At 46.2% G+C, this 24,384-nt stretch carries 25 protein-coding genes; 8 read left to right on the top strand and 17 right to left on the bottom strand.

Going from position 1 to position 24,384, the window contains the following annotated elements; translation table 11 throughout:
• Nucleotides 1-128: 128 nt before the first annotated feature.
• From HPL003_RS02660 to HPL003_RS02670, 3 genes are all read right to left on the bottom strand, one after another.
• Entirely contained in the window at nt 129-470 is a 342-nt protein-coding gene (locus HPL003_RS02660; RefSeq protein WP_014278098.1) for a YflT domain-containing protein, read from the bottom strand.
• A gap of 100 nt (nt 471-570) precedes the next feature.
• On the bottom strand, nt 571-1,089 hold the full coding sequence (locus tag HPL003_RS02665; protein ID WP_043922286.1) for a hypothetical protein: 519 nt from the start codon (nt 1,087-1,089) through the stop codon (nt 571-573).
• Nucleotides 1,090-1,140: 51 nt separating this feature from the next.
• The gene (locus HPL003_RS02670; protein ID WP_014278100.1) at nt 1,141-1,662 is read right to left on the bottom strand and encodes a DUF948 domain-containing protein; all 522 of its coding nucleotides are present in this window, start codon (nt 1,660-1,662) and stop codon (nt 1,141-1,143) included.
• Between the two features lie 257 nt (nt 1,663-1,919).
• Between HPL003_RS02670 and HPL003_RS27265 the strand changes: the two genes are divergently transcribed.
• Entirely contained in the window at nt 1,920-2,087 is a 168-nt protein-coding gene (locus HPL003_RS27265; RefSeq protein ID WP_014278101.1) for a DUF1328 family protein, read from the top strand.
• A gap of 140 nt (nt 2,088-2,227) precedes the next feature.
• On the opposite strand, the gene HPL003_RS02680 is transcribed toward HPL003_RS27265, so the two are convergent.
• Both HPL003_RS02680 and HPL003_RS02685 read right to left on the bottom strand, forming a co-directional pair.
• Nucleotides 2,228-3,397, bottom strand: coding sequence for a C40 family peptidase (locus tag HPL003_RS02680; RefSeq protein WP_014278102.1), 1,170 nt, complete (start codon nt 3,395-3,397; stop codon nt 2,228-2,230).
• A gap of 191 nt (nt 3,398-3,588) precedes the next feature.
• On the bottom strand, nt 3,589-4,458 hold the full coding sequence (locus tag HPL003_RS02685; protein WP_014278103.1) for a cation diffusion facilitator family transporter: 870 nt from the start codon (nt 4,456-4,458) through the stop codon (nt 3,589-3,591).
• Between the two features lie 505 nt (nt 4,459-4,963).
• Here HPL003_RS02685 and HPL003_RS02690 point away from each other — a divergent pair.
• Nucleotides 4,964-5,149, top strand: coding sequence for a hypothetical protein (locus HPL003_RS02690; protein WP_013311941.1), 186 nt, complete (start codon nt 4,964-4,966; stop codon nt 5,147-5,149).
• A 177-nt stretch (nt 5,150-5,326) separates the two neighbouring features.
• Here the strand turns inward: HPL003_RS02690 and HPL003_RS02695 are convergent, their stop codons facing one another.
• The 8 genes from HPL003_RS02695 to isdC form a co-directional block, all read right to left on the bottom strand.
• Nucleotides 5,327-6,955 (bottom strand): ABC-F family ATP-binding cassette domain-containing protein, encoded by a 1,629-nt coding sequence (locus tag HPL003_RS02695; RefSeq protein ID WP_014278104.1) that lies wholly within the window; start codon nt 6,953-6,955, stop codon nt 5,327-5,329.
• A gap of 257 nt (nt 6,956-7,212) precedes the next feature.
• A complete protein-coding gene (locus tag HPL003_RS02700) occupies nt 7,213-8,016 on the bottom strand; it encodes an ABC transporter ATP-binding protein (protein ID WP_014278105.1) in 804 nt (267 codons plus the stop codon).
• Complete coding sequence (locus tag HPL003_RS02705; RefSeq protein ID WP_014278106.1) at nt 8,006-8,989, bottom strand: FecCD family ABC transporter permease; 984 nt, start codon at nt 8,987-8,989, stop codon at nt 8,006-8,008. The genes HPL003_RS02700 and HPL003_RS02705 overlap by 11 nt, the downstream gene beginning before the upstream one ends.
• Before the next feature lie 14 nt (nt 8,990-9,003).
• Complete coding sequence (gene isdE / locus HPL003_RS02710) at nt 9,004-9,939, bottom strand: heme ABC transporter substrate-binding protein IsdE (RefSeq protein WP_014278107.1); 936 nt, start codon at nt 9,937-9,939, stop codon at nt 9,004-9,006.
• Nucleotides 9,940-10,097: 158 nt separating this feature from the next.
• Nucleotides 10,098-14,072 (bottom strand): NEAT domain-containing protein, encoded by a 3,975-nt coding sequence (locus tag HPL003_RS02715; RefSeq protein ID WP_014278108.1) that lies wholly within the window; start codon nt 14,070-14,072, stop codon nt 10,098-10,100.
• A gap of 101 nt (nt 14,073-14,173) precedes the next feature.
• Nucleotides 14,174-14,677: an NEAT domain-containing protein gene (locus HPL003_RS02720; protein ID WP_014278109.1), complete on the bottom strand. Its 504-nt coding sequence runs from the start codon at nt 14,675-14,677 to the stop codon at nt 14,174-14,176.
• A 56-nt stretch (nt 14,678-14,733) separates the two neighbouring features.
• Complete coding sequence (locus HPL003_RS02725; protein WP_014278110.1) at nt 14,734-15,201, bottom strand: NEAT domain-containing protein; 468 nt, start codon at nt 15,199-15,201, stop codon at nt 14,734-14,736.
• A 71-nt stretch (nt 15,202-15,272) separates the two neighbouring features.
• Complete coding sequence (isdC, locus tag HPL003_RS02730) at nt 15,273-15,788, bottom strand: heme uptake protein IsdC (protein WP_014278111.1); 516 nt, start codon at nt 15,786-15,788, stop codon at nt 15,273-15,275.
• A gap of 398 nt (nt 15,789-16,186) precedes the next feature.
• On the opposite strand from isdC, the gene HPL003_RS02735 reads away from it, so the two are divergent.
• From HPL003_RS02735 to isdG, 4 genes are read left to right on the top strand one after another with little or no spacing between them, the layout of a single operon-like run.
• Nucleotides 16,187-17,167, top strand: a complete 981-nt coding sequence (locus tag HPL003_RS02735; protein ID WP_014278113.1) for an ABC transporter substrate-binding protein — start codon at nt 16,187-16,189, stop codon at nt 17,165-17,167.
• 3 nt (nt 17,168-17,170) lie between these two features.
• The gene (locus HPL003_RS02740) at nt 17,171-18,169 is read left to right on the top strand and encodes a FecCD family ABC transporter permease (protein WP_014278114.1); all 999 of its coding nucleotides are present in this window, start codon (nt 17,171-17,173) and stop codon (nt 18,167-18,169) included.
• A complete protein-coding gene (locus HPL003_RS02745) occupies nt 18,166-18,957 on the top strand; it encodes an ABC transporter ATP-binding protein (protein WP_014278115.1) in 792 nt (263 codons plus the stop codon). The genes HPL003_RS02740 and HPL003_RS02745 overlap by 4 nt, the downstream gene beginning before the upstream one ends.
• 1 nt (nt 18,958) lies before the next feature.
• Nucleotides 18,959-19,315: a heme oxygenase gene (gene isdG / locus HPL003_RS02750; RefSeq protein WP_014278116.1), complete on the top strand. Its 357-nt coding sequence runs from the start codon at nt 18,959-18,961 to the stop codon at nt 19,313-19,315.
• 112 nt (nt 19,316-19,427) lie between these two features.
• Here the strand turns inward: isdG and HPL003_RS02755 are convergent, their stop codons facing one another.
• The 4 genes from HPL003_RS02755 to HPL003_RS02765 form a co-directional block, all read right to left on the bottom strand.
• Nucleotides 19,428-20,432, bottom strand: coding sequence for an MBL fold metallo-hydrolase (locus HPL003_RS02755; RefSeq protein ID WP_014278117.1), 1,005 nt, complete (start codon nt 20,430-20,432; stop codon nt 19,428-19,430).
• A gap of 194 nt (nt 20,433-20,626) precedes the next feature.
• Complete coding sequence (gene cydS, locus HPL003_RS30395) at nt 20,627-20,737, bottom strand: cytochrome bd oxidase small subunit CydS family protein (protein WP_014278118.1); 111 nt, start codon at nt 20,735-20,737, stop codon at nt 20,627-20,629.
• A 5-nt stretch (nt 20,738-20,742) separates the two neighbouring features.
• On the bottom strand, nt 20,743-21,774 hold the full coding sequence (locus tag HPL003_RS02760) for a cytochrome d ubiquinol oxidase subunit II (protein WP_014278119.1): 1,032 nt from the start codon (nt 21,772-21,774) through the stop codon (nt 20,743-20,745).
• Nucleotides 21,771-23,117, bottom strand: coding sequence for a cytochrome ubiquinol oxidase subunit I (locus HPL003_RS02765; RefSeq protein WP_014278120.1), 1,347 nt, complete (start codon nt 23,115-23,117; stop codon nt 21,771-21,773). The genes HPL003_RS02760 and HPL003_RS02765 overlap by 4 nt, the downstream gene beginning before the upstream one ends.
• A 358-nt stretch (nt 23,118-23,475) precedes the next feature.
• Between HPL003_RS02765 and HPL003_RS02770 the strand changes: the two genes are divergently transcribed.
• Together HPL003_RS02770 and HPL003_RS30150 are read left to right on the top strand one after the other, a co-directional pair.
• Nucleotides 23,476-24,030, top strand: a complete 555-nt coding sequence (locus HPL003_RS02770; RefSeq protein WP_014278122.1) for a MarR family winged helix-turn-helix transcriptional regulator — start codon at nt 23,476-23,478, stop codon at nt 24,028-24,030.
• A 93-nt stretch (nt 24,031-24,123) separates the two neighbouring features.
• Nucleotides 24,124-24,246, top strand: a complete 123-nt coding sequence (locus HPL003_RS30150; RefSeq protein ID WP_274378189.1) for a hypothetical protein — start codon at nt 24,124-24,126, stop codon at nt 24,244-24,246.
• The last annotated feature ends 138 nt before the right edge of the window (nt 24,247-24,384 follow it).

Genomic DNA, 24,384 nt, shown 5'->3' on the forward strand with positions numbered 1-24,384 from the left:
GATAAGGAATGAGGTCCTCGCCCCATTCCTTATCTATGTTTTTGGAGGAACCGCGAAGCACCTGTACGGCGGTCAACATCCTCTTTTCAGCTCTAATGCCAGTCTATTTTCCTACTCAACCAGCGTTATCAAGCTTTTTTGGCAATGACCAGAACTTTGCCCTGATCCAGCTCTTTTTCGTAAAAATCAGCTTCCGTATCTGTAAACCCCAAGGAAGTAATTTTAGCGCGAAGCTCGTCGCCACGGGAACGGAACAGATTGGCTAGTGAATCAAAAACGCCCTCTTCCTTAATCCCGATTTCCTTGGCATCCACCGTATCTGCAATACGATCCGTCCGATCCTGATCATGAGCGAGCACGAACACATTCTCATAACGATAGCCCGTGTTGCGCAATTCATTCACCGCTTCGACGGCTTGTACACCGTTCTCTACCACTTTGGCATAAGATTTATGATGGGTCTGATTCATGTTTCTCACGCTCCTTATTAGGATTGACTTCTCTGACTATTACACGCTGTACATTCATTTGAAACTTCCATGTTATGTCATGCTCTTAACATTAAAGATATTACCATTCGGCTTCGTCAAAAAACTCGACATATTTCGGCTTATCGGACGCCTCATCCATAAAAACTTTGATTGCACGCTGTCCACGAATGTAAACCTCGCCGTCCTCTGCCGTAAATTGCGAGCCACCCAGCGCCTTATCCAGCGTTTGCCGTTTTAGCGGCAGCCACTGGTCATTGACCTTGATCCGTCCAGCAGCGGGATCTACATGCACATAAGAAACAATATCACCTCGCATACCGACCACGACGTCAGGATATTGATATTCCGTTGAAAGCAGCAGCGTATCCTCCTTCACTCGAAGGGGCTTGCCCAGTTTTTTCAATACATCCGCACGCGTATCGTCCAAAGATATACCGTTTAGCGTATGAAAATCAGCCGGTACGGCATTTTTGGCGGGAATCGTCTGCACAGCTCTTACTACATGCCCCGCCGTATGCGGGGAAACGGCTGGCTGAACCGTATCCTGTCCGGAAAAGGGAGTGAGCAAACCAGCAGCTAGCAATAAAATCTTCATCATAAATCTCACCCTTTCAATGAATTTCCTATAGTTTACGGTTCAGTCGCTAGGCTACTGACGCATTTTCTGCCACACCCCGGCAGCGATATCTATATAACCCAACCAATTTTTGGTCGGCTTTGCTGCAGGCTCCTCGTAGGTCGCATTGTAGCTATGAACCGTCCGTTTCGTTGAAGTTTGTGGCTTGTTCGACGCAGCTGACTTCATCGCGGTTTCCGTATCGATCTTTTTATCCACTGTATGATGCGGCTTCTGAAACCGGGTGATTAATGCCGCTGAAGCCTGCTTCGCAGCCAAAGTGACTTCGTTAAGCACCTCGCCCAAGTTTTTAACCGATTCCATCACAGGCTCCACCTGCTTCAATTTATGATCAACATCAGCGGTAATATCATTGGCATGCCGAACCGTTTGCTTTACTTCATAGCTCAGTTCATCTACCGTTTTTTGTACATCCTGGAGAGTCTGAGTTACCTTTTCCAGAGAGCCTTGGGCTGCTTTAAGTGTTTTAATGAGGAAAATAACGAGAACTGCAAATGCGATAGCAATAATAAAAATACTGACCTGTGTTAACATGGCCTAACCTCTCTTTCGTTTTCACGATGATGTTTATGATTACTGCATAGTTACCCCTTACGTTCAGACGCGAAACAACGTTTCAGCTTGCTTCCCCCCACTCCTGACGCTATGTTTCACGGTTTCGGACACGGTTTAAAACAACATATAACGATGGCACAGCCATGAAGATTCAAAAGATTCAGCCGTCATTCGCAGCCACGCTCTGCCGAGCGTGAGTATGCCACATTATATACGATTGAAGGAGGATGCAGAACATGTTGAAATGGTCCGCTTTATTTTTAGTTTTTGCCGTGATCGCCGGGATTTTAGGTTTCTTTAGTATCGTTGTATCCATAGCTGCTACAATCGCCAAAATGTTGTTTGTGTTATTTCTGGTGTTGTTCGTCATTTCACTCTTTACCGGAAGAAAACGAGCGTCATAAGTGTAATAGAAGAAGTCTGAGATATGTGTTGTGAAGATACATCATTTTCATAGCTTTAAAAATAGGATGTTCCCGCCCCGGTCACAGGGTTGTGGAACATCCTATTTTTGATGCGGAACTTTTTAAGGTTAATGACGCTTTTATTGAATCACGCTACCCCCGAACAGGAAACGATCCTGCCACGGCTTGCTGAAATCCGTAACTTTCACACCGCCACCCGCTACAGAAAACGTATGAAGAAGCTTGTTGTCTCCCAGATATACGGCTACGTGTGTAATCGTTTGGGAGGAATTGTCCAAGGACGTATATGCCCCGGAAGACGCATTATAATTGGTAAAGAAGAGCAGATCGCCACGTTTCAGCGTGGTCATGTCTGTGTTTGGCTGACTATTCTGCTTGATCCATTCACCCTGTGAACGGGAATCCGCTGGAAGCTGAATACCCACAGCCTGACGGAAAATTTGACGGATAAATGCCGAGCAATCAAAAGTAGCCGTACTGCTACGATCGGAACCATATTCATACGGAGTACCGAGGTAGGTCATCCCTGTGTTAATAACCTGTTCAATGGCAGCCACTGCGTCACCAGAAGGCAAGTTTAAGGCTTCCGCAGGCGTTGCTACAGCAGGAACCGCGGTAGTGTCTGGAGCAGACGTCACCGGAGCAGCCACTGGCTGCTGCACAACAACGCCCTCACCAATACGAATATACTGTGGGGACGAGCTGACATAGCCCACCGTGCCATCAGCATTGGTGATTTTGAACCAATAGGCGTTACTTGGATCTGTAATTGTGACGATATCTCCTGCATTCAAATAGCCCAACACCTCGGATGAAGTGGATGCCTCCGCCCGCAAACGAACGGACGTTTGAATCGTGGCTTTCGTTTGACCGGCAGAACTATTCACTGAGGCCGGGGCCTCTTTGGCTGAACTGTTAGTTTTAAGCGGTTCTTTGGCTTCCGGTTTACGGATTGCAGGCTCAGTGACAGCAGCAGCGACGCTGGTAGCGCCCACTTTTATGTACTTGTCGGAGCTGCTTGTGTATCCAGTTACCCCATCAGATGTCTTGATCTTATACCAATAGCTGTTTGTTTTCTCCAATACCGTTACGGCCTCTCCCTGCTTCATAAAGCTGACTACATCTCCCGTAGTCGAAGGGCCGGATCTAAGCTTTACAGCCGCCTGAATAACCGCCTTCTGTCCCGTAGATGCTGTCGATGCCGCTGCGTCAACCTGACCTGGCGCCACATGAATGGCTGCCAACAACGCGGCTGACGTCATGAGCATTCCCATCACGCGTCTTCTCAATGTTGCACCTCCTGGCTGTTTTTACGAATTTGAAGAGCATGTTCAATTCCGACGAATATAGCCGGACATGCCTTCATTATAGTAAAAGCAACAGGAAGAGAGATATAATCCAAACGTCACAAAAGGCAGATCACACACCTTTTAAACATAGGTCTAAAGTCTTTTTTAACACTAATTATTAAATAAATAATCTATAATTTGGGTTCCACATGGACATGAACATGCATCGTATTGTGAACCTCTTGCAGCCGTTCCTCAATCCTATCGCTAATTCGATGTCCTTCAATCAGGCTGAGTTGCGGGTCCACCTCTATGACAACATCCACCAATGCATGATTGCCGTGTACCCGCGCCTTGACATCACGAATCCCCTCTACACCGGGAATATGAGCAATCGTGCTGCGTAAGTCTGACAGCTCCTGTTCATCAAAACCATCCGTCAGGCTGTGTGTAGAGTCCTTGAAAATATCCCACGCCGTTTTACAGATAATAAATCCTACCGCTATAGCTGCAACCGTATCCAGCCATGGCAATCCAAACTGTGCCCCGATAATACCAACCGCTGCACCGATGCTGACGAGCGCATCTGACAGATTATCCTTGGCTGCCGCCAGTAACGCCTTGTTGTTAATTTTCCGGGCCAGTCTGTTGTTGTACATATATACTCCCAGCATAATGACCGCACATATTACCGCTACTCCCGCGGAAGTAACATCAGGCGTCTGCTTGCCACCTCTGAAAATACTTCCGATCCCGTCAATAAGCACCTGAAGACCGACGACAGCCATAATAAAGGATGCCAGCAATGCCGCTATTGTTTCTGCCCGAAAATGCCCATAGGCGTGGTCGGAGTCCGGCGGTTTTTGAGATATTCGCAGGCCAATCAGTACGGCAACGGATACCACAATATCGGTCACATTGTTAAATCCATCGGCCAGCAACGCACTGGAAGCAAATATATAGCCGCTAATCAGCTTAAAGGCGGATAGAAAAAGGTAGGCGATAATGCTCACCCATGCCCCACGTTCACCTTTTCGTATTTCATCATACACATTCACCACAACGGGGGACACTCCTTCAAAATTAGAGTTCCCGACACAACGATCTCGCCAATAATCACGGGAGAACCATAAAGTCAGGATAAACACTTATACCATTCCATGCTGCGCCAGCCCAAAAATAAAAATAGCAGCATAGCTGCCCTGTTCAATGACCCTTCAACTATGCAGCGTAGCTGCCCTGAAAATAGCCATTTGCCTTTGGATAACGGTTATTTTCAGGATAACAGACGATATTTGTGTGGGTCTAGAGAAACAGTCTTTCCGCTCCGCACCGCTGTAGGAACAACGAAAAAGTATTGCCAAGCCCCATTCCTGTGGGGTATATAAAACATTTTTTCCTTAATACAAAAAATAGGCATTCCCTCTTCCGGTCCGCCCCGTTGTCATGTTAACATTGTTACCCTTGTCCCATCTTTTAAAAACGTATAAAATGAGGACACAGCCGCGTTTTCCTTCAATCCAGCATGATTGACATGAATTTGGCGGCAACAGGAGGAATTTATTCATGAGCGATGCTAATGAACCACGTAAAGTTAATCTCGCAGATGCCATTCGGGAAAAGCTGGCACAAAAAAAACAGCAGTCCGGCGCTTCACAGCAGGGCGGCTTTCAAGGCGGTTCCGCCAAAACACTGAAAAGCCAAAATACGAAGAAGCCGAACAACCAACGCCGTCGTACAGGCGGATCATAAGCCAACCCATTAAGCTATACTGCATCGGACTCAGGCAGAATTATCTTCGCCATATAGCCCTGGCAGTGTAAGCCATTGGTAACGGTGCAAACGAAAAAGAGGAGTCTCCCCCGCCATCATAAATGGCCTGAAGGAGCTCCTCTTTTTCGTTGATCTATTTACTGAATTTAGCTGTTTTTAGCCGATTTCTACCGGATACATACGTTCACGCAATTTTGCGATTTCATCGTTTTCCAAGTATTCATCATAGCTCATCGTACGGTCGATTACACCGTTTGGCGTAATTTCCACGATGCGGTTTGCGATGGTTTGAATGAACTGATGGTCATGCGATGTGAACAATACGGTGCCGTCAAAGTCGATCAGACCATTGTTCAGCGCTGTAATGGATTCCAGATCCAAGTGATTGGTTGGTTCGTCCAGCAGCAGCACGTTGGCACCGTTCAGCATCATCTTGGCCAGCATACAGCGAACCTTCTCGCCTCCGGACAGCACGCTTGCTTTCTTAAGCGCTTCTTCACCTGAGAAAAGCATACGTCCCAGGAAGCCACGCAGGAACGTTTCGTCCTGATCCTTGGAATATTGGCGCAGCCATTCCACGAGATTCATATCCACACCTTCAAAATAGGTGGAATTGTCCTTCGGGAAATAAGCCTGAGTAGTGGTAATCCCCCAGGAGAATTCACCGCTCTCCGCTTCGGTTTCGTTCATCAATACCTGAAAGAGCGTTGATTTAGGCAAGCCGTTCGGGCCAACAAACGCGATTTTATCGCCTTTGTTCACAACCAGACTGAACTCATTCAGCACTTGCTCGCCTTCAATGGATTTGCTAAGACGGTCTACCGTCAACAGCTGTTTGCCCGCTTCGCGTTCAGGCTTGAAGTTCAAGAACGGATATTTACGGTTCGATGGACGAATATCGTCCAGCGTAATTTTATCCAGTTGTTTTTTACGTGAAGTAGCCTGTTTGGACTTGGAAGCATTCGCGGAAAAGCGCTGAATAAAGGCTTGCAATTCCTTGATTTTCTCTTCCTTTTTCTTGTTAGCATCACGAGTCAAGGCAAGCGCAAGCTGGCTGGACTCATACCAGAAGTCGTAGTTTCCGACGTACATCTGGATTTTGCCAAAATCAATATCCGCAATATGCGTACATACCTTGTTCAGGAAGTGACGATCATGGGATACGACGATGACGGTGCCTTCATAGTCCATCAAGAAATTTTCCAGCCATTGAATGGATTCGAGATCCAAATGGTTGGTAGGCTCATCGAGCAGCAAGTTGTTTGGACGACCAAACAATGCTTGAGCCAGGAGTACACGTACCTTGTCATTACCGCTCAGCTCAGACATGTTCTTATCATGCAGGTCGCGCGGAATCCCAAGACCGATCAGCAATGAAGCCGCATCCGGCTCGGCATCCCATCCGTTCAGCTCCGCAAATTCACCTTCAAGCTCGCCGGCACGCAGGCCGTCTGCCTCTGTGAATTCCGATTTAGCGTACAGTGCATCTTTTTCCTTCATGATTTCATACAGACGCGTATGGCCCATAATAACGGTTTCCAGAACCGGGAATTCATCGTATTCGTAATGGTTCTGCTTGAGCACTGCCATCCGTTCACCCGGTGTCATGTGAACCTCGCCTGAATTGGCTTCGATTTCGCCGGAAAGAATTTTCAAAAAGGTAGATTTGCCCGCGCCATTGGCCCCAATCAGGCCGTAGCAGTTCCCAGGAGTAAATTTGATATTTACGTCTTCAAAAAGTGGGCGTTTACCATAACGAAGCGTTACGCCGCTTGTACTGATCATATGAGCATACCATCCTTATCATTAGTAAAGTGCTAATCACAAAATTACCGACGGCAATAGTATAACACACAACGGATCGGATTCGAACCGTGTGTAAACCGAACAACCCTCAAACCTCCGTCGATATTCTAAAAATAAAATAAAAAATGCTTCCATCCCCACGATTGTCTCCTGACAAAAACGCGGGCCAGAACCATTTTTCTTGTTTCCAAATTCGATGCTACCAGGAGACAGACGAGCTATTCAGCAGGCAGTATCTACACTCCCTGTGCTTGTAAATGTACGGAAGCTCCAACACCTATCGGAATGAGATACATCCCCGCCTCATCGTCCTGTCTTACGACTACTTCCACGCCATAGACTTCCTGAATCATTTCGGATGTGACGACCTCTGCTGGCGGACCGTTCGTTATAATACGTCCTTCCTTCATGGCAATCATAACGTCGCTATAACGAATAGCCTGATTGATATCATGTAGCACCATTACGATCGTCAGGCCGTGTTCCTGATTTAACTGCCGGATGAGTTCCAAAATTTCAAGCTGGTAGTACATATCCAGATAGGTGGTCGGCTCATCTAAAAATAAAATCGGCGTCCGTTGTGCCAAGGCCATTGCAATCCATACACGTTGCCGTTCTCCCCCGGATAACTGGTCCAGTGTACGTGTTCTGCGTTCCTCCAGATTCGTACAGGCTATCGCCCATTCGACCGCCTGCTCGTCCTCCTCACGTCTCGCTGTGAACATGCTCTTATGAGGAAGCCTTCCGAAGCTGACTAGCTTTTCTACGGTCAAGTCAGAGGGGGCTTCGTTCTGCTGATGAACCACCGCCAGTTGACGGGCCAGTTCCTTGGGCTTATAGCGGGCAATCTCTTTACCGTCCAGAATCACCCGACCCAAGCGGGGAATCGCATTGTTCGACATGACGCTAAGCAGCGTCGATTTGCCGCAGCCGTTGGGACCAATGATGGTTGTAATCCGTCCCGGCTCAATGACAGCGTTGATGGCGTGAAGACGATCCGTTTTCCGGTCATATGAAAAGGTAATATCCTTAATGTCCATAGGTGCGATCCGCCTTTCTGATCAGGAATATCAGGAACGGCCCGCCAATGACGGCCATAATAATGGAAGCCGGAATTTCATTGGGAGCAAGCAAAGTCCGGCCCAATGTATCCGCAAGCAGTAGCAACAAACCGCCGCACAAGGCGGAGAACGGAATCAGCCACTTGTGATCCGAACCAACCAAGTAGCGGGCACAATGCGGAACGAGCAGGCCGATAAAGGCAATAACTCCAGCAATAGCTGTAGCCGTTGCTGCAAGCAGCACAGCAATAACGGAAATCAAAAGCCGCGCACGCGTCACATTGAATCCCAGGTTTTTAGCTGTTTTATCTTGCAGAGACAAAAAATTGCACCAAGAAAACACGAGCATGGCTAAAATCAGCCCAATCCCGCCATAGGTCACAATAACCTCGACATCGACCCATTTTTTCATGGACAAGGTTGAGGTTGTAACCTGATTAATGCTGGTGACCGCGTAACTGCCCCGATAGTTAAACGACTGCCCCAGACCTGAAAAAACCGCATTCACAGCGACCCCGATCAAGATCAGACGAATCGGATGCAGACCGGATTTCCATGAAAATCCGTAAACCATCAGACAGGCCAAAGCACCACCGATAAAAGAAAAGAAAGGCATCCAGAAATAGAGTGCCGGAAAGATCGTAACCGCAATCAGCGAAACCAAAGCTGCCCCCGAAGAAATACCGATTACCCCGGCATCAGCCAGCGGGTTTTTCATCACGGCTTGCAGTAAAACACCCGCCACCGCAAGCGTGGCTCCCGCCATCACCGCTACGATAATTCTCGGTAGTCTCAAATCCTTGACCACATTCACCTGATCATCCGTGCCTGTCCACAATCCGATCACCAATTGACTCAAATTCACCTTGAGACTGCCTGTCATCGCTGAATAGAGAATGACGCCGATGAGCAAAGCGATTACAACGATAAAGCTCCAACCTTTTTTCGACATGTCATCAGCTTCCTTTAATTCGAAGGGTACAACATTTTCACTAGCTCATCCAGCGCCGAGTTTACTGCCAAATTTCCTGTTGTTCCAAACAGCGGCTCCGGCAAATCATAGACGTGTCCGTTTTTCACGGCGTTAAAATGTTTCCAAATATCGTTAGTTTTGAACTCTTCATCGAACATTTTGACCACTTCATCCGGCATCCCGTGTGCAGCTCGCAAAATAATATCCGGATTGGATTGTTGCAAGGCTTCTGTATTGTGGGCAATAAATTCAACTTTTTCACCTTGGACTACGTTCGTCCCACCTGCAATTTTAACCAGATCCCCAATATAGGAATGCTCGGTAGCCACCAGATAGCTTCCCGGTACCCCCAGCAAAATCAACACTTTAGGGGATTTCTTCCCTTTGATCTTTTGTTGAATCTCGGCTACTTTGGCGTCCAAGGCTTCATTAATCTCCTTGGCCTTTTCGGCTTTGCCGAACGTATCTCCCAGCTTTTGAATTTCTTTTTGCATATTCGCGAGACTTTCAAAATTCAAAAATTCGGCATTGATCTTCATGTCCTTAAATTTAGGCTCCAGATCATATTTTAGTGTCGTAACCGATAGTATGTCTGTCGGCTTCAACGACATCACCTTTTCCATATCAGGACTCATCGGATTGCCTACATCAGGCACATCCTTATAACGGTCAGGCAGCACTTTCGTGCTTGTCGGCTTGCCTGTCAAATCCAGGCCTAGCGCATCCGTAATTTCCGTAATGGCTACTGTTGTAGCGACAATACGTGATTGGGCTTTATCGCCGGACGTTGCCGCTGATTTTGCAGCTTCATTATCGTTCTGTCCAGCCGCCGCCCCTCCCGAGCATCCGGCGAGCAACAAAAGCACCAGACCCATCAACATATAGGAGCAGAACGATTTCCCTTTTACCAAAGCTGTATATCGTTTCATGAAAGCTAAATCACCTCAATTCAAAATATAGAAGCAGCATGAGCCTCAACTTTTCGGGTAATGAAATGCTGACAAGTCTTGATGCCAGGGCACCAAGACTTGCTTGCATCCAAGCTATTCTGTTATTTGAGCAGGTTTGATGCTACTGCGACCTGATGTTATTTTGCTTTCAGACTCGCTTCATCAAATTGGAATTGAACTGTATACCAGTGATCATATGGCACGCCGCCAAGAACTAAACCAGGTACAATGACGTGTGTGTAGGCACTGATTTTCTGAGATAAGTCCCCTACTTCAAATTGAACGACACGCGTATCGCCGGATGTCGAGATGACCTCTACATCTTTCAGGCTACCATTCTGCTCCACTTGTAGAACAGGCATCCAAGAGCTATTTTTCAAAGTGACTTGAATATAACGTTTGTCTCCCTTTTCAATCCATGTAGCAGGCTTGTCGAGGTATCCATCCATGACGGAAGCTTCGCTCGTTTTATCTTTAAATACGTTGTAATTGATCGTGTATTGCTTCTCGGAAGTGACTGTTTGAGCTGATTGCTCCAATACAGGTTTCGTTTCAGCCACAGGTGTAGTCGGTTCTGCTGCCTTGTCCGTAGAAGCTACTGTCGGTTCAGTAGCGGTTGCAGTTGCAGTTGCTCCCTCACCTTTAAGCGATGCACGGTCAAATTGAATTTGTCCGCCGAATTTTTCATTTAAAATAAATTTCTCAGGCAGATATACCTGTGTGTACACGCTCAACTTTTGGTCCAGATCAGGCACTTCAAAAGCGATGGTGCGCGTGTCACCTTTCGTGTTGGAACCAACAACGGTTGGATTGGCATAACGGCCTTCAAAGTCCGTTTGGAATAACTTCAAAGCCTGATTGTCCGTGACGGTTAGATGAGCCTGAACCTTACCATTCTTCACAACCAGCTTCGCAAGACGCTGTACAAAAGGAGCCACAAGAGAATCCTTGTCCGTTCCGTTTGCCAGCAAACGGAAGTTCGCTGTGTACTCTCCATCAGCCAAATTGCTTTTCCCTTTTGCTACTTCGTCTGTTTTTGTTTCGTTGTAGTAAGATACGTCGCTCGTATTGAATTTGAATTCAAAATCATATACCTTCTCCACTCGATCCTCAGCCTCGAAGACCATCGGAGCAGCACTCGCTACCTTCGGAGCTTCGTAAACAACCAGTTGGCCTTTTACGTTGTTCTTAAAGTCGCTTACGCTAAAACGAACGTTCTTTGTATTACTTGCTGCATCTTCCTGGGTCACTTCTGCGTCTTTGTAGCCTCCGCTTGCGTTATCCCAAATGCGCAATGCCTTCACTTCATTACTGTTTTGCAGCTTCAGACCTACAAACCGTTTGTCGCCTTCCACGACTAATTGCGCTGGTTCATTGGTGATAAAGCGTTGAGCCGGAGAATTCTCTCCTGTTGTTCCATCAGACAAAACAATGCTGAATTTCAAAACATATTTACCGTTGACGAGCTTGTCAAAATCCAATTTAACAATTGGATCTGGGGCCCCTGTAGAGGACGGTTCGACAAAGCTGCGAATGGTAGCAGGCTCAAATTGATACTGCACATCATATACGTGGTCATAAGGGATGCCACCCAATTCCAGACCCGGTACAATGACATGTGTATTAACCGTAACTTTATCTGATAGATCTGCGACTTCAAATTGGACGGTTCTTGTATCTGCAGAGGTCGATTGATCAATAACCTGAGCCTCTGCACCGTTTACCTTGAACGTTTTAATCCAGCTGCTCTTATCCATTTTGATCTGAATCAAATTTTTGCCAGATTGCTTCAATAGAGTGGCTGGTTTTTGCATATAGCCATCCATCACAGATATTTCATTGCTTCCGTTTTTGAGCACAGAGAAATCAATGCTATATTTGCCGTTCTCGGTCCCAGGAGTTGTACTCCCATCCGTTCCTTTAACCGCAATGCTGCTACGGTCGAATTGAAGACGAATCTTATGGTCCATCTCATAAACCGTTCCGTTATAGCTCGTACTTACGTGGACCTGTGCATTCAGAATAGCGTCCAAATCCCCTACTTTGAATTTCACAACACGTGTGTCAGCTTTCTTGTCCACATTCACGATATCTGCATCTGTCAACGTTCCGTTTTGTTCTGTTTTAAACTCTGTTACTGTAGCGCTGTCTTTGATCGTAAAGGAAGCTTCATACTTGCCCTTCGATACCGTCAGCGTTGCTGGAGACAACAGATATTGCGCCATTGCTGATTTTTGATCTTTCGTTGCATGTAGCGCATCGAAGTTGATTGAATAGGTTCCATCAGCTAGAGCCTTTCCGGGTGTACCTGGAGTTCCAGGATCAACTGGAGTTGTAACCTTTATGATGCTGCTCTTGTCGAACTGGAGACGAAGCTTATGATCCATGTCATAAACCCCACCTGGATAGATCATACTCACATGTACCTGTGCATCCAGAATAGTGTCCAAATCCGCTACCTTGAATTTCACGACACGAGTATTTGCTGCCTTGTCTTCACTTACAATATCGGCATCCGTCAAAATGCCGTTTTGTTCTGTTTTGAACTCTGTCACTGTGGTACTGTCTTTGATCGTAAAGGAAGCCTCATATTGACCCTTCGTTACTGTCAAAGTCGCCGGAGACAACAGATATTGTGCCATTGCCGATGCTTGATCTTTCGTTGCGTGTAACGCATTGAAGTTAATTGAATACGTGCCGTCGGCTAAGTCTGAACTGCTAGCATCAAATTGTATTTGAACATTATACTCGTGATCGTATGGTATTCCTCCGATCTCCAGACCAGGGACAATAACATGAGTGCGAGCATTCACTTTATTAGATAAATTGCTTACTTCAAACTCAACCGTACGCTGATTAGCACTGTTTTCTGGAGATATTATTGTTGCATCCTCATATTTACCGTTCTGTTCGGTTTGGAACGAACGAATCCAACTGCTTTGATTAAATGTCAGTTGAATATAGGATTTATTTTCTCTTTTCACTAGTTTAGCGGGTTTTACCGCATATCCATCCATAACAGAGGACTCTTCAGATTTATCTTTCAGGATCTTAAAGTTCAATTCTCCTGGCTTGAGCGGGGTGCCCGGCTCTGGTTGCGGCGCATCAAAACTGATACGAACATTGTACCATTCATCATAACCCATCATAGGCACACTTACATGTGCTTTAGCGTTGACTTTTTGGGTAAAATCACTAATTGGAAATTCAACCGTGCGTTGATTAGCATTGTTTGAAATTGTTACTGCTTCTTCATATTTTCCACCTGTTTCTATTTGAAACGATGGTATCGAGCTACTATCATTTAATATCAATTGAACAAAGGTTTTATTCTCTCTCTTGATAAATTTAGCAGGCTTCACTGCGTATTTATCCATTATAGAAATTTCATCTGATTTATCCTTCAATATGGTGAAGTTTAACTCATCCGGTTTAAGCGGAGTTCCTGTCCCTGGTTCTGGAGTAGGTGGAGTAACCACGTCTTGCTTCACTTTTATAGTCGAAGGATCAAATTCAATAACGTTACCATTCACCGGATCAATATAGTCGTCTGGTTGTCCCTTTTGATAATCAATTTGAACTTTTTTATCCCATTGATATACATCAAAAGTTACCGTCTGAGTATAGTTGCTTTCTGAAACTTGAACCTTGTCTGCAATGTGAACAGGAATCGAGCTTCCATCCACTTTAGCATCAAAATAACCAAAGGCATATGAGCTATTTAAGCCTTTTAAAGAGACATGATAAGTTGCTTCTCCAACCGTTGTTCCCTGTTCAACCGTAAAAGTAGCTGGATTTTCAAATTCTCCGCTCTCACTTGAGGGTTGGTTGTCTTTTTTCAATGCGTAATTAATCGTATAGACATTGGTATCTGGAGCAGTGCTTGCTATTTGTGATTCAGCAGACGCTGGTACAGTCCATTCTGTCGGGACTTCTCCCACTGGTACTGTCGAATATACATCTTGGGTAACGGCTGTATCAAAAGATGTAGCTTCTGTGGTCTGACTTGTTTCGTCAGATGCATATGCTGCTGGAGCAAATGGAAACACAAGTGAGAACAACATCACTAATGCGGCAAACAGCATTACATATTTTTTAAATTGCCTTTTCAAGTGTATTAATCCCCCTACTAAAAATATACTGATTTGAAGCTTTTGAGACTCCAAATCAGTATAAATATTATGTTTTAAAATTTTATTACACAGAACTTGTCTTATTTCTTAGCAGTACTTTCTTTGAATCCAAATTGAACGACGTAATCGTGGTCATAAGGAACTCCGCCTGTGTATTCTCCAGGCACACTTACATGCAATTTGACGTTCAATTTTTGCGACAAGTCACTTACTGGGAACTCAACCACTCTTGTATCTCCAGAAGTACTGATTACACTCGCGTTGACATATTGTCCGTTTTGTTGTGTCTTAAACTCAGTGACCCAAGCACTTTTAGTGATTGTTACTCTTGCCTTGTATTGACCATTAGTGACAATCAAAGTAGCAGGTTTAGCCACATAACCGTTTGAATCCATATAAGATGCTTGATCTGTACCATCTTTGTAAACTGTGTAATCAATAGTGTACTTACCATTAGCCAGTGCCGCATTCGCTTTATTGGCAGAAAACGGAGCTAGTACAACAAATACCAGAGCAGCCATCAATACAGTAAGCATCACTTTTTTCAAAGATAACTTTTCCAGACGGTTCATGACCATGTTCATTTTTAAATCTCCTTTTCTTTATTTTAGTTTTTGGAAAGCTTGGACCTCATTTCAGCTTAAATACCTGCGAATTGCAGTTGTACATCATACTTGCCTGTGTAGCCGATGACTGGAATGGTGATTTCAGCATAAGCGTTGACTTTAGCATTCAGGTCAGCAACTTCGAATTCCACTATACGAGTGTTGTTGGCAGTATCTGTACTTACCACAGTCGCGTCTTGCAGTACGCCGTTTTGTTCCACTTTGAACGTTGTGATCAGATTGCTGCTTTTCACGGTCAAACGCACAACATTATTGCCATTAGCTACGATAACCTGAGCTGGTTTCGTCAAATAGCTGTCCAGACGGGAGGTTTCATTCGTTTGATCTTTCAGAACAGTATAGTTGACTGCATACGTGCCGTCGGCTGCTGCCGCTTTAGCTGAGAATGGAGCAGTAACTGCAAAAACAAGCGCTGTCATGATCAATGCAACGAGTACCTTTTTGAAAGAAAACTGTTCAAGGCGATTCATTACCATATTCATATCTACACACACTCCTTCACTTTTTATGCTTGAATTTATGTTGATTTCATGAACGATAAGATTGCTTGAATTTACTTCTTAGAAGATTTAGTTGATTTCGTTGACTGGGCAGCTGCTACTTTTTTGACGCTTTTGGAATCAAACGCGAAGCGAATGGTATAGTCATGATCGTAGTTATACGCAGGGACGGTAACATGAATTTTTGAAATCAGTGGGCTGTTCACAGTTGTAATTGGAAATTGTACAGTGCGGGTATCCGTTTTGGCATCCTTATGAATGACCTTTGTGTCGATGGTTTTGCCTTTGTAATCCACTTTAAACCCGGTTGTCCATTCGCTGTGATTCAGCTTGATTTGCATGGTCATTTGACCTTTTTTCACATACAGCTTGGCTGGCTTCTCAAAATAATCATTAGCCATGGATACAGAATCGTTTTCGGCCTTGAGAATATTGTATTTAAGCGTGTATGTACCATCCGCCAATTTTGTAGAAGCCGTAGCGGCTACTACAGATGATGAAGTTGGCCAAAAGCTCAGCATACTGACCAGCAGAAACACAGCAATCATTGCAGAATAACCCTTCCTCATTTTGACAGCAGTCCCTCCCCACGAGAATATAAGTAATTGATTATCATTCTCAATTGAATTTTTAAAAAAAATAGCTCTTCTTGAGCTTTTCCTCCCCACCTTTCCATCCAGAAATTCGCAAAACCAAGTGAACCCATCACCAATATATCTTACACTTTTCGAATATGTCAATATGTATTTGCGTGTATATAACCCCTTGATATATGCTATTTTTTAAGAAAAATTTGAGATACCTTCCTCTATATCAAGGATCCCCTCCTCTCCATTTCAGTAAAAAAATTATTTAAAATTTTGGTTTTTTTAATTGACAATTCCTATTGATATTCATTATCATTCTCTTATGTATAAATGAAAATGATTATCATTATTGTTTAACTTAAAACCGCAGGAGGAATGACATGAAATCTTATGTGTTGTGGTCATCCGCAGCGCTTTTATTAGCAGTCACCGGATGCAGTAATGGTACTCCGACCGCAGATCACAAACCAACCACTGCATCTGTATCTGCCACTTCTGGCACAACAAGCGGTGTGGCAATTCAGGTTACTGATTTTTCAAAGCGGACGTTGGCGTTCCAAGGTGTCCCTCAACATATCATTGCGCTCAGCAATGGCGATCTGGATATCCTATATGCTTTGGGCGGAACAGCCGTCGGTAGACCCAACTCCAATGGGCCTTCCGTTGTGCCTGCTGCTGAGAACGTTCAACAAGTAGGTTCTACTCATGAAGTCGATCTGGAGAAAATTACGATGCTCAAACCGGATGTCGTATTAGGCAATTACCCTATGAATGAGAAAGACATTCCGGCTATCGAAGGTGTTGGTTCACAACTGCTGCTGACAGGGGCCAATTCAGTCAAAGAGATTCAATCGCAAATTACACTCTTCGGACAATTACTGCAAAAGCAGGCTCAGGCCGTGAAGCTGAATCAGCAAATTGACCAACAGGTAGCCACATTACAAAAGGAAACAGCCTCTACCTCCAAACCTAGAGTGCTGCTTGTTTACGGAGCCCCGGCCACATATATGGCGGCATTGCCGAATTCATTAGGCGGAAATATTCTGGAAATGGCTGGCGGTGCCAATATTGCCGCTGATTTTCCGGGCCTGCAAAATTTCCCGCAATACGCGCAGCTAAACACGGAACGCATCGTACAGGCCGACCCTGACTACATCCTGATTATGACCCACGGCAATACGGAAGAGGTCAAAGCCGCATTTATCAAGGAAATGCAGGAAAATGCAGCTTGGAGCGGAATCAAGGCGGTCAAAAACAATCAGGTCGAGGTTTTACCCTCCGATTTGTTCGGTACAAATCCGGGCACGCGGGTTACTAAGGCACTGGGTTTGATGCACCAAAAGCTGTATCCGGCGAAATAGGCGATGAACAAACTACAACGTGCCAGAAGACGCACCATCGCCTGGATTACGCTTCCGATTTTGTTGTTAGCTGTATCCGTGTACGGCCTAGCTTACGGATCGGTGTCGATTCCACTACGAGAAATCAATCAGGTTTTGCTACATAACGATGACTCCACCTATCGCACGATCCTAATGGATCTCCGGCTGCCCAGAGTATTAGTGGGTCTGCTTGTAGGAGCCTGTCTGGCAGCTGCGGGGGCACTTCTTCAGGGAGTCATGAAAAATCCACTGGCGGATCCCGGCATTATTGGTGTATCGGCTGGTGGCGGACTCGCTGCGGTCATCACGATGGTCATGCTTCCACAGCTTAGCTACCTTCTTCCGGTAACTGCCTTCCTGGGGGCCTTCCTGACCGCCGTTGCGATTTACCTGCTGGCTTGGGACCGGGGAGCCTCTCCCGTCAAAATCGTATTAGCAGGTGTTGCGATCAACGCACTGCTGGGCGCAGTCATGAACGGCGTGATGGTTATGTACAGCGACCGCGTGCAAGCGGTTCTCCCTTGGCTATCCGGCGGATTGAATGGACGAAGCTGGCATCATCTGGAGTTCATGGCGCCTTACGCCATCATCGGCTTAATCGCCTCCCTGTTTGCGATCAAGCCTGCCAATTTGCTGCTACTAGGCGACGATTCAGCGCAACTGCTCGGACAGCGTGTAGAGCTTCAGCGACTGCTCATTATTTTGCTCTCTGCTCTGCTCGCCGGTACGGCAGTCAGTGTAGCGGGGCTGATCGGTTTTGTAGGACTGGTTGTTCCTCATGTCATCCGACTGCTGATCGGGGAGGATTATCGTTTCCTCCTTCCCCTTTCCATTCTGGGCGGTGGGATACTGGTCGTACTGGCAGATACGGTGGCACGGTCCTGGTTTGACCCGATTGAACTGCCTGTAGGTATTTTGCTGGCCGTCATCGGGGCGCCGTTCTTCTTAATCCTGCTCAAGAAACGGGGGAATTTCGGATGACAGCCATTCAGGGTGAGCATATCTCCTTACAGCGCGGGTATTTCAAGCTGGACGATGTCAACATCACTCTGCCCGCCGGACAGCTCACCGCAATTGTCGGGCCCAACGGTTCGGGCAAATCCACGCTTTTGCGGATTATTACCCGGCTGCTCAAGCAGGATCAGGGACAGGTTTCTGTACGGGGCAAGCCCGTGCAGGAATACAAACGACGTGATTTTGCGCAGACGATTACAATGCTGCCGCAAATGAAGGATATGCTGCCGTTATTAACGGTTCGTGAGCTGGTCGCTTACGGAAGATCCCCTCATGCCAAAGGCTTGAGGACACGGCATACTGGACAGGATCAGCATATTGTGGACCATGTCATGGAAATCACAGGCATTAAGCCCTATGCGGATCGGATGTTCCATACTCTATCGGGAGGTGAACAACAAAAAGCGCGAATTGCAATGGCTTTGGCCCAACAAACGGGCATTCTTTTGCTCGATGAACCTACCACTTTTCTGGATATCGCCCATCAATTTGAGGTTATGGATATGCTGAGGCGTATCAATCACGAGTCTGGCTTGACGATTGTTATGGTACTCCATGATTTGCAGCAAGCGGCGGCCTATTGTCATCATATGATTGCGCTTAAAAGGGGACGAATCGCCATTGCCGGCGAACCCCGTCAGATTTTGACGTCTGCTTTTCTTCGCGACATTTATGAAATGAACGCTACGATCAAATTTGAGGATGGCTATCCGGTCATTATACCGACCATACCACATCATTCAGGAGGAATTTAATATGGTTATCGTTACAAACACATCTAAAATCACCCCGGGCAATGCCCACCTGCTCATCGAACGCTTTAACAAAGAAGGCAAAGTGGAGAAAATGGAAGGCTTCCTCGGTCTGGAAGTACTGCTCACTGAAAACACAAAAGATTATGATGAAGTAACGATTAGCACACGCTGGAAGGAAAAAGAGAACTTCCAAGGCTGGACCAAAAGCGAAGCTTTCCGTGAATCACACAGCCACCGCCAAATTCCGGACTATATTTTAGATAATAAAATCACGTTCTATGAAGTCAAAATCGTGCGTCATCCCATTAGCAACGCCGACTCCGATTCCTTTCTGGTGAACGATACCGAAGCGGTTTAATCCTGTAACACAGCGACAGACTTGTCTGCCTGCACCTTTTCACCCATTCAAAACAACCATAAAAAGCGACTCCGCAGACCATTGTCCGCAGAGTCGCTTTTTATGTGAAGCCTCAGATTGTAGTTGAACAGCGGCTTTGAATTTTCAGCGTCTCACCGTGTCCCAGTATATGAATGCGCTCCTTGGCGATGCCCAAGCGTTCACGCTCCGCTTCGAGACGATCCAGCGCCTCTCTCGGCGTATCATCCGCCAGCTTAAAGGCTCCGTAATGCATCGGGATCATCTGATCTGCGCCGCAATCCACGAACCCCTGCAACGCCTCCTCCGGTGTCACATGCTGTGAAGTCATGAACCATTCCGGCTCATACGCACCAATCGGCATAAAGGTCAGGTCAATGTCAAAGCGCTCGCCAACCTCCTTAAAGCCACGAAAATATCCGGTATCTCCCACAAAGTACAACGTCGGTGCAGCTGCCGTATCTGAATTAGAATGCGTTTCTGTGACGGTCGTGGCAGAGCCGATCACCTGCTGCTCACTTTGCAGCACGTATCCACCCCAATGCGAAGTATTCGTATCAAACGGCGTACGCCGCGTCCAATGCTGGGCTGGAACAAACGTGAAGCGCACCCCGCCTACCGTAAAATGATCCCACCATTTAAGCTCATGGCAATTACGGAAGCCTTTGCGGACCATTTTCGACTTTAACCCCGAAGGTACGAGCATCAGCGTATCTGCACGATACAATTTGCGCAACGATTCCATATGCAAATGATCATAATGCGAATGAGACAGCAGAATGATGTCCAACGGCGGTACATCCTGAATGCGGATGCCAGGCGGAGCCAGTCTTTTATCGAAAGCCATACGCTCAGCCCACACCGGATCCGTAACGATGTTCAGTCCAAGATACTGGATGAAAAAGGTAGAATGCCCCACCCAAGTCGCCGTCGTCGTTTCTCGGTTACTGTGCAAAAACTCCAGCTCCGGGGGATGGTTCGGAACAACGAACGTATAATCCTTCGTTTTGCTGCGGCGCTCCTGCCGCCATTGTCTGAATTGCTTGATTGTTTTATCCGTGTTGACATGATCCATATTGTTAAAACGAACTTTGGGCATGATGTAACTCCTCCCCTGATGGACCCGTTCTTCAAAGAAACCGAAACGGTTCAATTCATTTATATAGTACACGCGAGTGTGAACATCAAATGATGCAACTTGCTGGTGTATGTAAAGTATAATTCAATCCGCCTTTTACATGCAAAAATGGACCCTCCCCCATCAATCAGGAAGGGCCATCTCAAATGTTGCTGTCAGTCCTGTGGATTTTTAAAGCGTGCCGAATATATAAACAGAAACACAATCGCCACCACAATAATAATAGGCGACTCATACATGATCGTAAAATGCTCGAAAGCAACCATTGAACTCACCCTTTCTTCCCCATTTGTCCCCGCACATATTTTGCATCGAACAGGAACAATCTCAAGATCAGAATCAGCGAAGGAATCAGCACCAGCAGTCCCGCACTAAACGCCGTTATCAATGCAAACGCCATCGCAGGGTTCGTAAAGCTGCCATGCACATTAATGTAGGGATACAAAACATACGGAAGATGCGAGCGACCATAGCCATACCAGGCAAATGCAAATTGCAGCATCACCAGGATGAATGAGGTGCCCAAATAGCGTCGTTGCCATACCAGATAAACAGCTCCCACAAAGCATATGAAGGATGCGACAAACATCCAGGCCATGCCTAGCATATTGGCAAAATGGTCTGGATTTTGTTTGTTGATCTGAAAAAATGCGAACAAACTTGCCAAAATCGTAGGAGCACTCCAGAACAACGCGTATCCACGCACGATTTCAAAAGCGACCTTGTCTCCCGCCCTTTTGGCATAAAAGGACAAAAACATCGCCGAGATATACAGCACACTCACCAGCGCTAGGAGAATAACCGCCCACGTATAGGAGTTGCTTAGTAACTCACCCCATCGCAGATGAACACCTGTGCTGTTTTCCACAATAATGCCGCCTTCCGAAATGGCGAGAACCGTCGACAGCGCCGCCGGGATCAGCAGCCCTGTCGCACCGTACAATGCCATGTAGACGATATTATTTGTACCGGAATGTCCATACGTATTGTACGCATAATACACCCCGCGGATCGCGAGAAGCACAATTGCAATACTGCCGGGAACGAGCAGCGCTGTGCCGTAGTAATAAGCCGCATCCGGGAAGAAACCATTCAGTCCTACCACGAAAAAAATGAGAAATACGTTCGTTACCTCCCACACCGGCGATAAATACCGTTGAATAATGTTGTGGATTTTGTTCTGGTGACCTGTCAGCACACTGTAAAAGCTGAAAAAACCTGCGCCAAAATCAATAGATGCCACAATCAAATAACCGAACAGGAAGGTCCACAAAATGGCGATACCGACAATTTCATAGCTCACTTGCTTTCAGCCCCTTCCAGGCCCAACTGTTTGATCTCTTCTACCGCATCCTTATTGCGGAATAGCTTGCTAAGTACCTTAATGGCCGAGAAGCACAACACCAGATACAAAATAACAAACAGCACCAGCATCCAGCCGACACTGGTAGAGGTGGTTGCCGCTTCGGACACCCTCATGTAGCCGCGCAAAATCCACGGTTGCCTGCCGACCTCCGCAAACATCCAGCCCAGCTCAATGGCTACCATAGCCATCGGCCCCACCAGAATGAGCGCTAGCAGCAGCCATTTGGGGTATGGTTTGCGACCTGGCAAACGTTTGCGAATCAGATACAACAGGGGAATGACGAGAATCAGCACCCCGGTCGTAATTTTGAGGTCGAACATATAGTGGATAGACAGCGGCGGACGTTGATCCACGGGATAATCATTCAGTCCCTTGACCTCCGTACTGGGCAGGTTCCCGGCTAAAACACTAAGCGCATAAGGCACTTTCAGGGCGTACTTGATGTCTCCGTTCTTGTCCATATAACCGCCATATACGAAAGGAGCGTGCGTCATTGTATCAAAATGCCATTCGGCCGCAGCCAGCTTTTCCGGCTGATATTTAGCCAGGAATTTACCAGAAGCATCTCCGATCATCACGGTGCTGATAGCAAATACAATGGTGCAGGTGGCGGTCAGTTTCAGCGCTTTTTTGAAATACGGGTGGCTACGCCCCCGCAGCATACTATAGGCAGCCAATCCCATCAGCACCCCGGCGCTCAACGTATACGAGGAAGCCAGCACATGAGAAACTTTGGTCGGCGTGGCCGGATTCAGCATGGCTTGGATGGGATGAATATCTGTCATGACTCCATTTTTAAGTGTAAAGCCTTGAGGCTGGTTCATGAACGAGTTCACAGTTGTAATAAAAACCGCTGATGCAGATGAGGCAATCGCTACCGGAATGAGCAGCATCAGGTGAAAATATTTGCTTTTAAACCGATCCCAGGTGTACAAGTAGATACCCAGAAAAATAGCTTCGATGAAAAAAGCAAACGTCTCCAAAAACAGGGGCAGGGCAATCGCTTGTCCAGCCACCCGCATAAAGGTAGGCCAAAGCAAGCTGAGTTGCAGTCCAATGGAGGTACCTGTGACGACACCTACGGCAACGGTGATGACAAATCCCCGCGCCCACCGTCGAGCCAGCAGTGTATAGTGCGGATCACCAGTTCGCAGCCCGCGCCATTCCGCAAGCGCAATCATCAAAGGTACGCCAACGCCGATGGATGCAAATATAATATGAACAAACAGGGTAATTCCGGTCAACATCCGGCTTAGCAATACGGGGTCCAGTGAAGACAATTGGGACTCACTCCTTCATTTCACATTTTAATAGAAAGCACTACATACATTCCTTTGGATTACAATCTAAGGAGTCAGGCGGGCTATACTTTTAATGACTGCGTACAGCATAATAGCCGCTATCACAATACACACAATAATGAGCGTCCTTTCCTGCTTGCGGAACATAGGAACGCCTCCTTTACTCGTCGTTTGGAGCATGGGGAGAACATATCTTAGTCTAGCTAAATTTTGTTATTTTTAACCATACTGCTGTTATAAATTTAGTAGAATTTCATTTTGGATATTGCCATGTGCAGTCGAATCGGTTATATTGCCATATAGTTAGATAACCTAATTATATGAAAAGAGTGAAACTATGCCGCCCAAACCAAATAAGCGGGATACCGTTCAGCATCCCCTCCCTCGTCTCGGTCCAGAGCCTTATCTGGAGTTAATGGATCAAACCGCTCTTGCGGAAACCGACCGTCATCTTGCCCGCATTGGTCTCTTCTTGCTATGGACAGGTGATAACGTACTCGACGCGATTGATCTGGATTTGTCGGATTTTGGCCTGACGGAGAGCAAGCTGGATCTGCTGTTGCTGCTGACACTGCATCAATCACAGGAGCAAATGAGCCCCTCCATGATTGCCGACCGTCTGGGAATCCGGCGTGCATCCGTTACATCTATACTGGACTGGACGGAGCAAAGAGGATGGATTATCAGAGAACATAATTCCACAGATCGACGCAAGATTCATGTACGTATTACAGAAGCGGGCTCCAAGCTTGTGCAACAGGTACTGCCTGTATTTTGGTCTTCCTGCGCTTCCCTGGCGAGCATTTTGGAGCCTGAGGAACAAATGATTTTTTCGCGGATTATAGAGAAGCTTCATCATCATATGGAGCGCAGACTGGGGGTAGGCAGATAAAAATTTTTTAAACATATAATTAGGTTATCTAATATAATTAATTGCACGTATTAAATGATAGCTTATTTTATCATTAAAGGGAGTGTTCAATTGATGGGAAGTGGCGATAATCAGATGACTACATTTATGATGCTGGCGTCTGTTCTGTGCGTGGGCTTTATCGCCTCCCTCCTAATCCGTCGGAAGCAGAACAATTCGTTGAAGCGGAGTGCATAGTACAGTATCATCCGACTGTGGCACCATAGTAACTTTCCAGTTCAGTAAATATAGCATCCTGTTTTTTATTTAAGAACCTCCGAATACTCATAAGGAATGTTTACATGATTAGTGTGAGATATGTCATTGTGTTTTCAT

This window comes from Paenibacillus terrae HPL-003 (genome assembly GCF_000235585.1).
GTDB lineage: Bacteria > Bacillota > Bacilli > Paenibacillales > Paenibacillaceae > Paenibacillus > Paenibacillus terrae_B.